The sequence below is a fragment of the Stutzerimonas stutzeri genome, from assembly GCF_002909485.1.
In the GTDB taxonomy this organism is placed as follows: Bacteria; Pseudomonadota; Gammaproteobacteria; order Pseudomonadales; family Pseudomonadaceae; genus Stutzerimonas; species Stutzerimonas stutzeri_AH.
This window is the reverse complement of sequence record NZ_PPXG01000004.1, coordinates 335,557-350,108: the sequence shown is the minus strand read 5'-3', so window position 1 is coordinate 350,108 and position 14,552 is coordinate 335,557. Positions and strand designations below refer to the sequence as shown.

The 14,552-nt window shown below is 64.0% G+C and carries 16 protein-coding genes; 13 read left to right on the top strand and 3 right to left on the bottom strand.

The window, feature by feature from the left end:
* Positions 1 to 53: 53 nt before the first annotated feature.
* The 6 genes from rutD to CXK91_RS11925 all read left to right on the top strand — a co-directional run bounded on the left by rutD (position 54) and on the right by CXK91_RS11925 (position 4,567).
* Positions 54 to 851 carry a pyrimidine utilization protein D gene (gene rutD, locus CXK91_RS11950; RefSeq protein WP_103456282.1) on the top strand — a complete coding sequence of 266 codons (798 nt, stop codon included), beginning with the start codon at positions 54 to 56 and terminating at the stop codon, positions 849 to 851.
* 10 nt (positions 852 to 861) lie between these two features.
* Entirely contained in the window at positions 862 to 1,452 is a 591-nt protein-coding gene (locus tag CXK91_RS11945; protein WP_103456281.1) for a malonic semialdehyde reductase, read from the top strand.
* 13 nt (positions 1,453 to 1,465) lie between these two features.
* Positions 1,466 to 1,990, top strand: a complete 525-nt coding sequence (gene rutF / locus CXK91_RS11940) for an NADH-dependent FMN reductase RutF (RefSeq protein WP_103456280.1) — start codon at positions 1,466 to 1,468, stop codon at positions 1,988 to 1,990.
* A gap of 316 nt (positions 1,991 to 2,306) precedes the next feature.
* On the top strand, positions 2,307 to 2,711 hold the full coding sequence (dksA, locus tag CXK91_RS11935) for an RNA polymerase-binding protein DksA (RefSeq protein WP_103456279.1): 405 nt from the start codon (positions 2,307 to 2,309) through the stop codon (positions 2,709 to 2,711).
* A gap of 9 nt (positions 2,712 to 2,720) precedes the next feature.
* Complete coding sequence (gene zigA, locus CXK91_RS11930; protein ID WP_103456278.1) at positions 2,721 to 3,923, top strand: zinc metallochaperone GTPase ZigA; 1,203 nt, start codon at positions 2,721 to 2,723, stop codon at positions 3,921 to 3,923.
* Positions 3,923 to 4,567, top strand: a complete 645-nt coding sequence (locus CXK91_RS11925) for a DUF1826 domain-containing protein (RefSeq protein WP_103456277.1) — start codon at positions 3,923 to 3,925, stop codon at positions 4,565 to 4,567. The genes zigA and CXK91_RS11925 overlap by 1 nt, the downstream gene beginning before the upstream one ends.
* A 49-nt stretch (positions 4,568 to 4,616) precedes the next feature.
* Here the strand turns inward: CXK91_RS11925 and CXK91_RS11920 are convergent, their stop codons facing one another.
* The gene (locus CXK91_RS11920) at positions 4,617 to 4,946 is read right to left on the bottom strand and encodes a four-helix bundle copper-binding protein (protein WP_103456276.1); all 330 of its coding nucleotides are present in this window, start codon (positions 4,944 to 4,946) and stop codon (positions 4,617 to 4,619) included.
* A 210-nt stretch (positions 4,947 to 5,156) separates the two neighbouring features.
* On the opposite strand from CXK91_RS11920, the gene CXK91_RS11915 reads away from it, so the two are divergent.
* The 3 genes from CXK91_RS11915 to CXK91_RS22715 all read left to right on the top strand — a co-directional run bounded on the left by CXK91_RS11915 (position 5,157) and on the right by CXK91_RS22715 (position 7,407).
* Positions 5,157 to 5,744, top strand: a complete 588-nt coding sequence (locus tag CXK91_RS11915) for an IMPACT family protein (protein WP_103456476.1) — start codon at positions 5,157 to 5,159, stop codon at positions 5,742 to 5,744.
* 460 nt (positions 5,745 to 6,204) lie between these two features.
* Entirely contained in the window at positions 6,205 to 7,155 is a 951-nt protein-coding gene (locus CXK91_RS11910; RefSeq protein WP_103456275.1) for an adenosine deaminase, read from the top strand.
* A gap of 87 nt (positions 7,156 to 7,242) precedes the next feature.
* Positions 7,243 to 7,407: a hypothetical protein gene (locus tag CXK91_RS22715; protein ID WP_181003945.1), complete on the top strand. Its 165-nt coding sequence runs from the start codon at positions 7,243 to 7,245 to the stop codon at positions 7,405 to 7,407.
* A gap of 3 nt (positions 7,408 to 7,410) precedes the next feature.
* On the opposite strand, the gene CXK91_RS11905 is transcribed toward CXK91_RS22715, so the two are convergent.
* The gene (locus CXK91_RS11905) at positions 7,411 to 8,583 is read right to left on the bottom strand and encodes a Bcr/CflA family multidrug efflux MFS transporter (protein WP_103456274.1); all 1,173 of its coding nucleotides are present in this window, start codon (positions 8,581 to 8,583) and stop codon (positions 7,411 to 7,413) included.
* Between the two features lie 203 nt (positions 8,584 to 8,786).
* Here CXK91_RS11905 and CXK91_RS11900 point away from each other — a divergent pair, with 203 nt between their 5' ends.
* Positions 8,787 to 9,434, top strand: a complete 648-nt coding sequence (locus tag CXK91_RS11900; RefSeq protein ID WP_103456474.1) for a TetR family transcriptional regulator — start codon at positions 8,787 to 8,789, stop codon at positions 9,432 to 9,434.
* A 4-nt stretch (positions 9,435 to 9,438) separates the two neighbouring features.
* Here CXK91_RS11900 and CXK91_RS11895 read toward each other — a convergent pair whose 3' ends face one another.
* Complete coding sequence (locus tag CXK91_RS11895) at positions 9,439 to 9,630, bottom strand: heavy-metal-associated domain-containing protein (RefSeq protein WP_103456273.1); 192 nt, start codon at positions 9,628 to 9,630, stop codon at positions 9,439 to 9,441.
* Between the two features lie 150 nt (positions 9,631 to 9,780).
* Between CXK91_RS11895 and CXK91_RS11890 the strand changes: the two genes are divergently transcribed.
* The 3 genes from CXK91_RS11890 to mqo all read left to right on the top strand — a co-directional run bounded on the left by CXK91_RS11890 (position 9,781) and on the right by mqo (position 14,524).
* Positions 9,781 to 12,159, top strand: a complete 2,379-nt coding sequence (locus tag CXK91_RS11890) for a heavy metal translocating P-type ATPase (protein WP_103456272.1) — start codon at positions 9,781 to 9,783, stop codon at positions 12,157 to 12,159.
* Between the two features lie 76 nt (positions 12,160 to 12,235).
* Positions 12,236 to 12,655: a Cu(I)-responsive transcriptional regulator gene (gene cueR, locus CXK91_RS11885; RefSeq protein ID WP_103456271.1), complete on the top strand. Its 420-nt coding sequence runs from the start codon at positions 12,236 to 12,238 to the stop codon at positions 12,653 to 12,655.
* A gap of 288 nt (positions 12,656 to 12,943) precedes the next feature.
* On the top strand, positions 12,944 to 14,524 hold the full coding sequence (gene mqo, locus CXK91_RS11880) for a malate dehydrogenase (quinone) (RefSeq protein WP_103456270.1): 1,581 nt from the start codon (positions 12,944 to 12,946) through the stop codon (positions 14,522 to 14,524).
* Positions 14,525 to 14,552: the final 28 nt, after the last annotated feature.

Below are 14,552 nucleotides of genomic sequence, written 5' to 3'. Positions count from 1 at the left end.
CGGGCCGTCCGGTCGCGCCGGCGGCCCGCATCTCGACCCCGCGGAGGTATGACATGCACTACGAACTTCACGGCCGCATGGAGCCGGATGCGCCAACCCTGGTGCTCAGCTCCGGCCTCGGCGGCGCCGGCGCCTTCTGGACGCCGCAGCTGCCCGCTCTGACCCAGGACTACCGGGTGCTGGTCTACGATCAGCTGGGGACCAACAAGAGTCCGGCGAACCTGCCGGCGGGCTATTCCATCGAATCCATGGCAGTGGAATTACTGGAGCTGCTGGACACCCTGAGCATCCGCCGCTGCCACTTCATCGGGCATGCCCTCGGCGGGCTAATCGGCATGCAGATTGCGCTGCTGCGGCCGCAGCTGTTGCAGAGCCTGGTGCCGATCAATGCCTGGGGCAGCCCCAACCCGCACAGCGCGCGCTGTTTCGCGGTGCGCCTGAAACTGCTGCACGACAGTGGCCCGGCAGCCTATGTGCAGGCGCAGTCGCTGTTCCTCTACCCGGCCGACTGGATCGCTGCCAATAGCGAGCGACTAGCACGCGACGATGCCCATGCACTGGCGCACTTTCCGCCGACGATGAATCTGGTGCGGCGCATCGAGGCGCTGCTGGCCTTCGATATCGAGGCCGAGCTGCCGCGCATCACCACCCCGACCCTGCTGATCGCCAACCGCGACGACATGCTGGTGCCCTGGCAGCGCTCGCAGCACCTGGCCGACGTCATGCCCAACGCACAGCTGGCGCTGCTGAACTACGGTGGCCACGCGTCCAGCGTCAGCGACAGCGAACCCTTCAACCAGATCCTGCTGGACCATCTTGCCGAGCAATGCGGCCAGGTCGCAGCAGCCTGAGGACCCGAACATGCACGCCCCCATCGACTTGAATGCCCTCGCAACGCTGTTCAGCGAGGCCCGCACCCACAGCGCCTGGCTGGACAAGCCGGTGCCGGACGCACTGCTCGAACAACTCTACGAGCACGTCCGCCTCGGCCCCACTGCGGTCAACAGCTGCCCCGGCCGCTTTGTCTTCGTACGCACGCCGGAGGGAAAGGCAAAGCTCGCGCCCTGCCTGTCCAAGGGCAATCTGGAAAAGACCATGGCCGCGCCGGTCACGGTGATCGTCGCCTATGACGAGGACTTTCCGGAAACCCTGGCGGAGCTGTTCCCCTTTGCCGACGCCCGCAGCTGGTACGCCGGGCAGCCGGCGCTGATCACCGAGAACGCGCTGCGCAACAGCTCGCTGCAGGCCGGTTATCTGATCCTCGCTGCCCGCGCTTTGGGGCTCGATTGCGGACCAATGTCCGGCTTCGACGGCAAGGCGCTGGATGCCGCCTTCTTCGCCGGCACGAGCTGGAAATCCAACCTGCTGATCAACCTCGGCTACGGCGACGCCAGCAAGCTGCGCGACCGCCTGCCACGCCTGCCCTTCGACCGGGCCTGCGTTCTTGCCTGATGGAGAAACGACCATGCAACTGGCTCAATGCGAAACCACCAGTCAATTCAGCGCTCCAGTGATTCGTCAGGATTATCGCGACGCCATGGCGCGCCTGGCCGCGGCGGTCAACATCATTACCACTGACGGCCCTAGCGGGCGCGCCGGCTTCACCGCCACCGCGGTGTGCAGCGTCACCGACGAACCGCCGACGCTGCTGGTATGCCTGAACCGCAGCGCCTCGGCGCACCCGATCGTCACCGCCAACGGGCAGCTGTGCGTGAACACCCTGGCCGGCGCACAGCGGGACCTATCCAACCTGTTCGGCGGCAAGACGCCCATGGCCGAGCGATTCGCAGCGGCGCAGTGGAGTGTAGGGGCGACGGGCTCGCCGCTGCTCGACGGCGCGACTGTCTCGTTCGACTGCCGTATCAGCCACAGCGCCAGCGTCGGCACCCACGACATCCTCTATTGCGAAGTGCTCGCCGTGTACCGCCGTGACAGCAGCGATGCGCTGGTCTACTTCGGCCGCAACTACCACGGCCTTTCAAGCAGCTGAGCAAACGAATGCTCTCCCATCGGGCGGGCTTGGGCGCATCCGCGGTGGTGAATGCGGTGGGCTGAAGCCCACCCTACAAAGCCTCAAAGCTTTCTGTGCCTGCGCTCCACGTCGCATCCCTCGTAGGGTGGGCTTCAGCCCACCAGAGCGCGCCAACTCGCCCCAACCGGCGAAAAGACCGCTATCGCAACATCCTCGTACACCGATCCAAGCCTACCCATCCTTTGCGCAACGCCCGCCACTACCCGACACGCACTCGTACCGATCGCAAATGTTATGTTATAACTAAACAATCAATCTTGCCGGGCACCCGCTCATGACCGAAGCCGAACTTCTCGCCCAACCCACCGAGGCGTACATGAACGCCGAACAACAGGCTTTCTTCCGCGACTTGCTACTGCAACAGCGCCAGGAATTGCAGAGCCGCATCGCCGAGGAATTCGACGCCTTGCGCGAAGTTGAACCCAGCAGCGATCCAGCCGACATCGGCAGTGCCGAAGAGCAGCGCCAGTGGCAGCTGCGCGTGTTGGAGCGGGAAAAGAAGCTGCTGGACAAGATCGACGACGCACTGGATGCCATCGCCCGCGGCGAATACGGCTGGTGCGCCGAAACAGGCGAACCCATCGGCCTGCAGCGGCTGTTGCTGCGCCCCACCACGACGCTGTCCATCGAGGCGAAACAACGCCAGGAACAGCGCGAAAAACACCAACGATCCGCCTGAGAGACTGCCATGAACCGCCTCCCCGTTACCGTCCTGTCCGGCTTTCTCGGCGCCGGCAAGAGCACCCTGCTCAACCACATTCTGAAGAACCGCGAAGGCCGCCGCGTCGCGGTGATCGTCAACGACATGAGCGAGATCAACATCGACGGCAACGAGGTGCAGCGCGGTGTAAGCCTCAATCGCGCCGAGGAAAAGCTGGTCGAGATGAGCAACGGCTGCATCTGCTGCACCCTGCGCGAGGACCTGCTCGAGGAAGTCGGCAAGCTCGCCCGTGAGGGTCGCTTCGACTACCTGTTGATCGAGTCCACCGGCATTTCAGAGCCACTGCCAGTGGCCGAAACCTTCACCTTCCGCGACGAGCAGGGCCAGAGCCTGGCCGATCTTGCACGGCTGGATACCATGGTCACGGTGGTCGACGGGGTTAATTTCCTGCGCGACTTCCAGGAGGCCGAGAGCCTCGCCAACCGTGGCGAAACCCTTGGTGAGGACGACGAGCGCTCGGTCACCGAGTTGCTGATCGAGCAGGTGGAGTTCGCCGACGTCATCCTGATCAGCAAGATCGACCTGATTTCCGCCGCCGAGCGCGAAGAGCTGACCGCCATCCTCGGCCGGCTCAACACCCATGCCGAGATCCTGCCGATGAGCATGGGCCAGGTGCCGCTCGCAAGCATCCTCGACACCGGTCGCTTCGACTTCGAGCGCGCCGCCCAGGCACCGGGCTGGCTCAAGGAAATGCGCGGCGAGCATGTGCCGGAAACCGAAGAATATGGCATCGCCTCGACCGCCTACCTGGCGCGCCGGCCGTTCCACCCACAACGCTTCTACAACTTCCTCAATCGCGAATGGAGCAACGGCCGTTTGCTGCGCTCCAAAGGCTTTTTCTGGCTGGCCACCCGGCCAGAAGAGGCAGGCAGCTGGTCCCAGGCCGGTGGGTTGATGCGCTACGACTATGCCGGCCGCTGGTGGCACTTCACCCCTGAATCGGCCTGGCCGAGCGACAGCGAAAGCCGCACGGCAATCCTGGCCAAATGCCGTGGCGAGTTCGGCGATTGCCGTCAGGAGCTGGTCTTCATCGGGCAGAACATCAACTTCGACCAGCTGCGCCGCGAACTCGACGCCTGCCTGCTGAACGACAGCGAGTGGGCAGTGGGCGCCACCGGCTGGCTGCGCCTGCCGGACCCGTTCGGCCCCTGGCACGAGCAAGTCGCCTGATGCTGGCGCAGCAGATCATCCGCCCACAGCCGCGCCAGCTGCTGGGCGACACCCCGGCAGTACTCGGCGAAGCGCTGAACGACGGCGTCAACCTCAGCGTATGGCAGCGCCAGCTGCCGCTGCACATTGCCGAGTTCGCCGAGACACTCCTGGCCCTGGGCGAGCCGCTGGCCGAATCGCTGACCCTCGAACCCGTCGACGAAGACGAGGTGCAGCTACCAACCCTGGCCGCTGCTTATCGGGACCTGTCCGGCCATGCCGGTTTCGTCGCCGACATCGCCTGGCTCGTGCGGGCGTTCAGCTGCCTGGTCGACGCGCGGCGTATCGGCCTGCGCCTGCGCGTGCTGGACAAACCCATGTGCCCGCGCTTTCACGTCGATCATGTACCGCTGCGGCTGATCACCACCTACGCCGGCGCAGGTAGCGAATGGCTTCATGAGGGCGGCATGCAGCGTCGGCGCCTGGGCGATCCGGCAGCCGAACCGACTGATCCGGCTGCCATCCAGCAGCTCGGGGTTGGAGACGTGGCGTTGTTCAAGGGGGAGAAATGGCTGGGTAACGAAGGCGCCGGGATCATTCATCGCTCGCCGCAAGCGACAACGGCTGAGCGCCGTCTGATTCTGACGCTGGACTGGCTGGCCTGAAGCCGGAGGGCCAACAACCGCGGCTGCGACCCTCCCAACCAACGACCGATCAGGCGGCCATCTTTTCGCACGCTTCAGCGCACTTGCGACAGGCTTCGGCGCAGGCCTGGCAATGGTCGTGTTTGTGCTTGCCGCACTCCTCGGCGCAGTCGCGACAGACCTGTGCGCAGAGCTTGCAGAAAGCTTTGGCGTAGGCGCTGTCGCGGGTCATCAGCACTGCCGCCATCGCACACATATCTGCGCAGTCACGATCGAGCTCGATGCAGCGCGCCATCATCTTCACGTCGTCTTCGCGCAAGCAGGATGCCGCGCAGGTCTCGCAGACCAGTGCGCAATTTGAACAGGCCTGGATGCATGACTGGTAACTGGAATTGAGCATGGGTTCTCCTCCATCTGGTGTGCCAGCGGAAACGGTTTCACAAGGCTCAAACACGGCCGTGTGCGAACCGCACCTATCTGGTTAAGGGGCCAACAGCTCCGCGGAAGTTCATACCATTCGCCGGATGGCCTCGGCCGCACAGGCACAGCGCAGCGGCCGTTGCGTCGCTACAATGGCGGCCCGTACACCATCAGCGACGCCGTATCTGCCATGCCCTTCACCCTGTCCGCGCCCTGCGAATTGCTGGAAGTCATCAGCAAGAGCCGCTTTCTGGCCAAGGCTGCCCCTGTGCAAAGCGCGGAAGAAGCGCAAGCGTTCATCCAGTCAGTCAGCGACCCCGGCGCCACGCACAACTGCTGGGCGTGGAAAATCGGCAGCCAGTACCGCTTCAGCGACGACGGCGAGCCGGGCGGCACGGCGGGTCGGCCGATGCTCACCGCCATCGAAGGACAGGATTTCGACCGGGTTGCGGTGGTGGTGATCCGCTGGTTCGGCGGCATCAAGCTCGGCACCGGCGGCCTCGCCCGTGCCTATGGCGGCACCACGGCCAAATGCCTGCAGGCTGGCGAGCGCAGCGAGCTGGTGTCGCGCTCGCGCTGCCGTTGTCATTGCCGTTTCGCCGAGCTGGCGCTGTTCAAAGCACGCCTGGCAGAGTTCGACGCGCTGCTGGAAGCCGAGCACTTCGATGCCGAAGGCGCGACCCTGGAGCTTGCCCTTCCCGCCGCTCAGCTGCAGCCGCTGGAAAGATTGCTCGCTGATATCACCCGCGGGCGCAGCCAGCTGGAAACCTTGAACTAGACACGCCGTTGCCCACAAATACTGTGGACGCAATTGTGGATAACAATTGTATGGCCGCCTGGAAAGCGCTTGCTGCGGGCGCTTCAGAAAACTGCACACTTTTTGATCAAAACCACCCGAGCGCCCCATCGGAGTGCGTTAAGCACTTGAATTACTGTGTTTTTTGGCTGGACGGTCGGCTACTGACGTTTTGCCATCAATCGCGTTCTGCCAGCTCGAGGTTATGCCCGATTTGCGTGGAGAACTTTGTGGATAACGTTGGGAACAACCTCGCCAGCGCCCGTCAGAACTGGGCTGCAGACCGTTGGTCAATTAATCGCCAAATCGCCCCAATGACCACACCTTGGTCATTCGACTGTCATGCAACATTGTTAGGCGAGTACAAACTGGCCAGCTGGCATATCAGTTGCTCCAACCCGCCGATAGAATGCCCGCACACCCGAAAGACGAGAATTTCGCGATGCAAGACTGGCTCAACAATCTGCCCAAGGCCGAACTCCACCTGCACCTTGAGGGCTCGCTGGAACCCGAACTGATGTTCCGCCTCGCCGAGCGCAACAAGATCGCCCTGCCCTGGAACGACGTCGAAGCCCTGCGCAGCGCCTACGACTTCGGCAACCTGCAGGAATTTCTCGACCTCTACTACGCCGGCGCCGACGTGCTGCGCACCGAGCAGGATTTCTACGACCTGACCTGGGCCTACTTGCAGAAGTGCGAAGAGCAGAACGTGGTACACACCGAACCCTTCTTCGACCCGCAAACCCACACCGACCGTGGCGTGCCGTTCGAGGCGGCGCTCAACGGCATCAGCGCCGCACTGGCCGACGGTCGCGAACTGCTGGGCATTAGCAGCGGGTTGATCCTCAGCTTCCTGCGTCACCTGCCGGAAGAGGAAGCCTTCAAGACCCTGGAACAGGCGCTGCCCTATCGCAACGCCTTCTTCGCCGTCGGTCTGGACAGCTCCGAGGTCGGACATCCGCCGAGCAAGTTCCAGCGCGTGTTCGACAAGGCACGTGCCGAGGGCCTGCTGACCGTCGCCCACGCCGGTGAGGAAGGCCCGCCGGAATACATCTGGCAGGCGCTGGACCTGCTCAAGGTCAGCCGCATCGACCACGGCGTGCGTGCCGCCGAAGACCCGAAGCTGATCGCCCGGCTGATCGAGGAGCAAATTCCGCTGACCGTCTGCCCGCTGTCCAACACCAAGCTCAAGGTGTTCGACGACATGCGCCAGCACAACATCCTCGACCTGCTGGAACAGGGCGTGAAGGTCACGGTGAATTCCGATGACCCAGCCTATTTCGGCGGCTATGTGACGGAGAACTTCGTCGCATTGCACGAGAGCCTGGGGATGACCGAAGAACAGGCCCGCCGCCTGGCCCAGAACAGCCTGGACGCGCGCCTGGCCTACTGAAGTCAGACCGGCGGCATGCGACACCATGGCTCGTCTCGCGAGCCATGGCAGCGCCTAGACTGTGCACCGTCTAACGAGGAGATCGCCATGAATATTCTGGTCCGCCCCCTGACGCCCTACCCCGACAGCGCCTGGCAGGTATGCCTTGACCGGCAGAAAATCACCTTCCGCAGCGAAGCCGAGGCACGCGCCTTTGTCGAAACCCTGCATCGCCGCCTGCAGGCGCCACATCCTCTGCCACTCAGCGCCTGACAGTCATTCCGTGCTGGCGCGCGCGGTGGTGTAAGCCACGATCGTCGCCAGCAGGCCGCACAGGCTGATGATCGCCGCCAACGGCACTGCCGTGCCGTTGTGCAACGCCCCCACCGCGGATGCAGCGATGGCCGCGATGGTGAACTGCATGCTGCCGAGCAGGGCCGAGGCGCTGCCGGCATTGGCACGCTGGTCGGCCATGGCGCAAGCCGTGGCGTTCGGCAACAGGCAGCCGAGGCAGGACACGCAGCAGAACAGCGGGATCAGCAACGGCCAGAGTGATTCGGGCTGCGCCGCCGCCACCGCCAACAGCGCCAGTGCACTGCCAAAGAAGAACCACACCCAACGCCGCACCCAGAACTCCGGCCCACGCCAGCGCACCAGTCGTACGTTGACCTGCGCCATGAGGATAAAGCCCGCCGCATTGACGCCGAACAGCCAGCCGAAGTGCTCGGGCTTGACGCCATACAGCTCGATGAAGACGAACGGCGAGCCGGTGATGTAGGCGAACATGCCGGCCATGCACAGCGCGCCGGTCAGCACATGGCCGATAAAGAACCGATCACGGAATAACCGCAGATACTGCCCAAGCGCACCGGACATCGGCTGGCGCGGCAGTCCCGCCGGGTAGGTTTCCGGCAGCCAGAGCGTGACCGCCACCAGGCACATCGCGCTGAACAGTGTCAGCAGGATGAAGATCGACGGCCAGCCGAACGACGCCAGCAGCGCGCCACCCGCCACCGGCGCGAGGATCGGGGCCAGGCCCATGACCAGCATCAGCTGGGAGAACACCTTGGCGCTGGTCATCGGGTCGCACAGATCGCGCACCACGGCACGCGCCACCACCATGCCGGCACAGCCGCCTAGCGCCTGGACGAAACGCACACCGATCAGCCAGTCCATGGACGGCGCAAAGGCGCTGGCCAGCGAAGCCAGGGTGAACAGCACCACGCCGATCAGCAGTGGCCCGCGCCGCCCGTAGCGATCGGCCAGCGGCCCGTAGACGAGCTGGCCGATGGCCAAGCCGATGAAATAGGCCGCCAGCGAAAGCTGCACGTGGTCGACGCTGGTATCGAAGGACTCCGCCAGCAAGGGAAAGGCCGGCAGGTACATGTCGATAGCCAAAGGACCGAACGCGCTGAGCGCGCCCAGTATGAGGAGAATCCGCAGAGACATCAGAGGCTCACAAGCTGAAATGGAGACGTGGCCGAGGGCATCCATTGGACATCGACCGTGCGCGGGCATTTACACCGGCATGCAAGATGCTGTTACATACACCGCCGTTTGTAAACATGCATCACGACGAGATGCACCGTTACACTGGCCGCCTCCATTGCTGCTGGACGCCCGTAGCAGCCGTCATCTGCCTGAATCTGCCCATGCGCCGAACCAAAGAAGAAGCCGAGAAAACCCGTATCGCCATCCTCGCCTCTGCCGAGGGGCTGTTTCTGGACAAGGGGGTGGCCCACACCAGCCTCGACCAGATTGCCCGCGACGCCGGTGTGACACGCGGCGCGGTGTACTGGCATTTTCAGAACAAGGCGCACCTGTTCCACGAGATGCTCAACCAGATTCGTCTGCCGCCTGAGCAGATGACCGAGCGCCTGTGCAGTTGCAATCAGCAACAACCGCTGCTGGCACTGATCGCCCTGCGCAACCTGACGGTCGAGGCCATCAGCGCGCTGGCAAGCAACGAGCAGAAGCGCCGGATCTTCACCATCCTGCTGCACAAGTGCGAGTTCACCGATGAGCTGCGCGAAGCCGAAGAGCGCCACCACGCGTTCATCAATCAGTTCATCGACCTGTGCGAGAACCTACTGCGCAATGCCTCGGCGTGCTTACGTCCCGGCGTAACGCCGCGCCTTGCTGCACTCTCGCTGCATGCCATGGTGGTCGGGTTGTTCACCGACTGGACGCGCGACACCGAATTGTTCGCACCGGAGGTCGATACCAAGGCATTGATCGACCCGTTATTCCGCGGTCTGGTCCGCGACTGGCCGGACGATCCCGACCAGCTCGCCGGCTGAGCGATCAGCTCACCTGATAACCCTCTTCGCTTATCGCCTCGCGGATCGCCTGTTCGCTGGCACTGCTCTGTACCTGCACGGTTCCTGCCACCAGGTCCACCTGCACCTGGGCCTGCGGGTCCAGCGCCTGGATGGCCTGGGTCACGGCACGCTCGCAGTGGCTGCAGGTCATTCCGCTCACATTGAATACTTGCATCGTCTTTCTCCTCGACTGGTGAATGCGCCGATTTTCGACCTTGCCACCCGGGCAAGGTCAAGGTACCTGCTGTCGCAGATCATGGTCTTGACCTTGCCATAGGGTTAAGGTCGACCCTGCAGCCGTCGCTAATCCAAGGAGTCCAATGCCATGTCCAGCGCCACCCATACGCTGCCAGTCAGCGGTATGACCTGCGCCAGCTGCGCCGGCCGTGTCGAGCGCGCCCTGCTCAAGGTGCCGGGTGTCGCCGCAGCGAGCGTCAACTTGGCCAACGAACAGGTGCGCATCGATGGCGGGGACGTTGATCTGGCAACGCTAATCACGGCCGTGGAAAAGGCCGGCTATGGCGTACCGCTGCAGAGCATCGAACTGAATATCGAAGGCATGACCTGCGCAAGCTGCGTAGGCCGGGTCGAACGTGCGCTGCTCAAGGTGCCCGGCGTACGCAGCGCTACGGTGAACCTGGCCAGCGAGCGCGCACATGTCGAGTTGATCGGTATGCCGGACCCCGGCGTGCTGATCCAGGCCGTCGAGGCAGCTGGCTACACGGCTCGCGCCGGCGACCAACAGCGCTCTGCAGAGGATGCCGAACGACGCCTGCAGCGCGAACGTTGGGCGGTAATTGCGGGCCTGCTGCTGGCCGCACCCTTGGTGCTGCCAATGTTCGGCGAGCTGTTCGGGGGGCACTGGATGCTGCCGCCATGGATCCAGTTCCTGCTCGCCACGCCGGTGCAGTTCATCCTCGGCGCACGCTTCTACGTGGCCGGCTGGAAGGCGGTGCGCGCTGGTGCCGGCAATATGGATCTGCTGGTCGCCATCGGCACCAGCGCCGGCTACGGCCTGAGCCTCTACCAGTGGTGGGCGACGCCTGCCGGGCAGATGCCGCACCTGTATTTCGAGGCCTCGGCAGTAGTGATCGCTCTGGTGCTGCTGGGCAAGTACCTGGAAAGCCGTGCCAAACGCCAGACCAGCGCGGCGATCCGCGCGCTCGAAGCCCTGCGTCCGGACCGAGCGACTCGGGTGATCGACGGCCGCGAGGAAGACGTCGCCATCATTGCCCTGCGCCTGGACGACCTGGTGCTGGTCAAGCCCGGCGAGCGCTTCCCGGTGGACGGCGAAGTGGTGGAAGGCGAAAGCCAGGCCGATGAAGCGTTGATCAGCGGTGAAAGCCTGCCAGTCGAAAAGGCGCCGGGGGATCGCATCACCGGCGGCGCGATCAATGGCGAGGGGCGCCTGCTGGTGCGCACCACGGCGCTCGGTGGCGAGACCGTGCTGGCGCGGATCATCCGCCTGGTGGAAGACGCCCAGGCGGCCAAGGCGCCGATCCAGAAGCTGGTGGACAAGGTCAGCCAGGTGTTCGTCCCGGCCGTGCTGGTGATCGCCGTCGTCACGCTGATCGGCTGGCTGCTCGCTGGCGCACCGGCCGAGGTTGCGCTGATCAACGCCGTGGCAGTGCTGGTAATCGCCTGTCCCTGTGCCCTCGGTTTGGCCACTCCGGCGGCGATCATGGCCGGTACCGGCGTGGCCGCACGCCACGGCATTCTGATCAAGGACGCCGAGGCGCTGGAAGTCGCCCATGCGGTCACGGCCGTGGCCTTCGACAAGACCGGCACGCTCACCTCGGGCAAACCGCAGATCATCCACCTGCATGCCGTGGACGGCGACGACACCCGGATACTGCGCCTGGCCGGCGCACTGCAGCGCGGCAGCGAACATCCGCTGGCACGCGCCGTCCTGGAGCGCTGCGAAGCTGAAGGCATCGCGGTGCCGGCCGTTGAGAAGAGCCAAGCCCTGAGCGGCCGCGGCATTACAGGAACGTTAGACGGCCGGCAACTGGCCCTGGGCAACCGGCGCATGCTCGAAGAGTACGGCCTGCAGCCAGACGAATTGCTGGACACCGCCCAGCGCTGGGAAGCCGAAGGCCGAACCCTTTCCTGGCTGGTGGAACACTCGCCGGAGCCGCGTATCCTCGGTCTGTTCGCCTTCGGCGACAGTCTCAAGGACGGCGCCGCAGCGGCCATTGCCGCGCTGGCGGCGCGGCACATCCGCAGCCACCTGATCACCGGCGACAACCGCGGCAGCGCCCGCGTGGTGGCCGAAGCGCTGCATATCGACGACGTGCATGCCGAAGTGCTGCCGGCGGACAAGGCCGCCACCGTGGCGGAACTGAAAAAGGGCGGCGCAGTGGTGGCCATGGTTGGCGACGGCATCAACGATGCGCCGGCGCTGGCTGCGGCGGATGTCGGCATCGCCATGGGCGGTGGTACCGACGTAGCCATGCATGCGGCCGGCATTACCCTGATGCGTGGCGACCCACGCCTGGTACCGGCGGCGCTGGAGATCAGCCGGCGCACCTACCGCAAGATCCAGCAGAACCTGTTCTGGGCCTTCATCTACAACCTGGTGGGCATTCCGCTCGCCGCATTCGGCTTTCTCAGCCCAGTGGTAGCCGGTGCAGCGATGGCGCTGTCGAGCGTCAGCGTGGTGAGCAACGCCCTGCTGCTCAAACGCTGGAAACCAGAAGAGTAATGGTCCTGCCCTCGCTTCGAACGCCAGCAAAGCGGGCGGCACTCTGCCAGCCATTACCGACATGCCAGGAGTCCGTATGAACATTGGCCAAGCAGCGAAGAAAAGTGGTCTTTCGGCGAAGATGATTCGCTATTACGAGTCCATCGACCTGATCGCCCCTGCCGGGCGAAGTGCCAATGGCTATCGTCACTATGGCGAAGAAGACCTGCATCGCCTCGCCTTTATCAAACGGTCGCGTGACATGGGCTTCTCGTTGGACGAAGTGAGCAGATTGCTCACCCTCTGGCAGGACCGCCAGCGAGCCAGCGCCGACGTCAAAGCCCTCGCAGGCGCCCATATCGATGCGCTCAACCAGAAAATCGATGAGCTGGTAGGCCTGCGCGACACCCTGCAACAGCTGGTCGATACCTGCCAGGGGAACGACCGGCCGGACTGCCCAATCCTCAAGGACTTGGAATCGGGCTGCTGTCCCGCCCCCAAAGGCAGTCACAGATAGTCCGAGCGGCACGCCAGCCCGAATTCGCGGCAGACGGTGATTGCCATATGCTTAGCTCCCTAATAGACTCCGCGCCCCTCGCAAGGAGGCGGTCGCGGCATGTCCGCGACCAGTCGATCGCCGCTTAAGTCGAAGCATCACCGCCGCCTTGCCTTCAGGCCTCTGGCCTACCCGTATGCGCTTGTCTCCCCTCGGATCCGAATCGGCTGCCCTTCGCGGGTGGCGAGCCATTCCGTTGATCGACACGCGCTGCCCGCTTAACCCTTACCAGGCAAAACAGAACCCTTGATGAAGAAATTGACCCTGGCGCTTACGTGCTTCGCACTGGTCGCCTGCTCCAAGCCCAATGAACCCGAAAAGACCGTGGATGCCCTGCTGATCGGCGGCGGCATCATGAGCGCAACCCTGGCGACCTACCTGCACGAGCTGGAGCCGAGCTGGACCATGGAGGTCCACGAACGTCTGCCGAGCGTGGCCGACGAGAGTTCCAATGCCTGGAACAACGCCGGCACCGGACATTCCGCCTTCTGCGAGCTCAACTACACGCCGGAGAAAGCCGACGGCAGCATCGACATCAGCAAGGCCGTGAGCATTGCCGAGTCGTTCGAAGTCTCCAAGCAGTTCTGGGCTCATCAGGTGGAGCGCGGTGTGCTTCAGGAGCCGCGCCGGTTCATCAACGCCGTCCCGCACATGAGCTTCGTCTGGGGCGAGCGCAATATCGACTTCCTTCGAAAGCGCCACGCAGCCCTGCAACAGAGCCCGCTTTTCAACGGCATGGAATACTCCGAGCAGCCGCAACAGATCGCTGAGTGGATCCCGCTGGTGATGAACGGGCGCAGCGACGCCCAGCAGGTCGCGGCCACCCGCATGCCGATCGGCACCGATGTGAACTTCGGCGAGATCACCCGTCAGTTGTTCAACGCTCTGGGCAAAAGCGAGCAGGTAAAACTGCAGCTGCAGCATGAAGTGCGCGACATCGTGCGCAACGATGACGGCACCTGGACCGTCGTCTCCGCCAATCTCGCTGATGGCGGGACCGAAACCAGCGTCAAGGCGCGCTTTGTCTTCATCGGCGCTGGCGGCGGCGCGTTGAAGCTGTTGCAGATGGCCGACATTCCCGAAGCCAAGGGCTACGCAGGCTTTCCGGTAGGCGGCCAGTTCTTGATGGCGCGCAACCCCGAGGTTGTCGCGCAGCATCAGGCCAAGGTCTACGGTCTCGCATCAGTCGGCTCGCCCCCGATGTCCGTGCCGCACCTGGATACCCGCGTGATCGATGGCGAGCGAGTGTTGCTGTTCGGCCCCTTCGCCACTTTCTCGAGCAAGTTCCTGAAGAACGGTTCGCTGATGGACCTCCCCGGCTCCTTGAGCACTGACAACGCCGTGCCAATGGTTCAGGCCGGCCTGGATAACCTGGATCTGAGCCAGTACCTGATCGGCCAGCTGATGCTCAGCCAGGAAGACCGTATCGCCGAGCTGAAGGATTACTTCCCTGAGGCCGATGCCAATGATTGGGAGCTGATCACCGCGGGCCAGCGTGTCCAGATCATCAAGGACGATCCGGAAAAAGGCGGTGTGCTGCAGTTCGGTACTGAAATTGTCAGCGCTTCGGATGGCTCCATTGCCGCGCTGCTGGGCGCCTCGCCTGGAGCTTCGACCGCCGCACCGATCATGCTCAACTTGTTGAAAACCGCCTTCAAGGCGCAGGTCGAATCCGCTGCTTGGCAGGCGAAACTCAAGAACATGTTCCCGGCCTACGGTCTCGCGTTGAACGATGACGCAGCCGTCACCGAACAGGTGCGTGCCATGACCAGCAAGCGGTTGCAGCTCGATACGCCCGCCGCTGCCACCGAGGATGTATCGCCGGACTGATGCTGAGTCCGGCGCACGAAGAACCCGG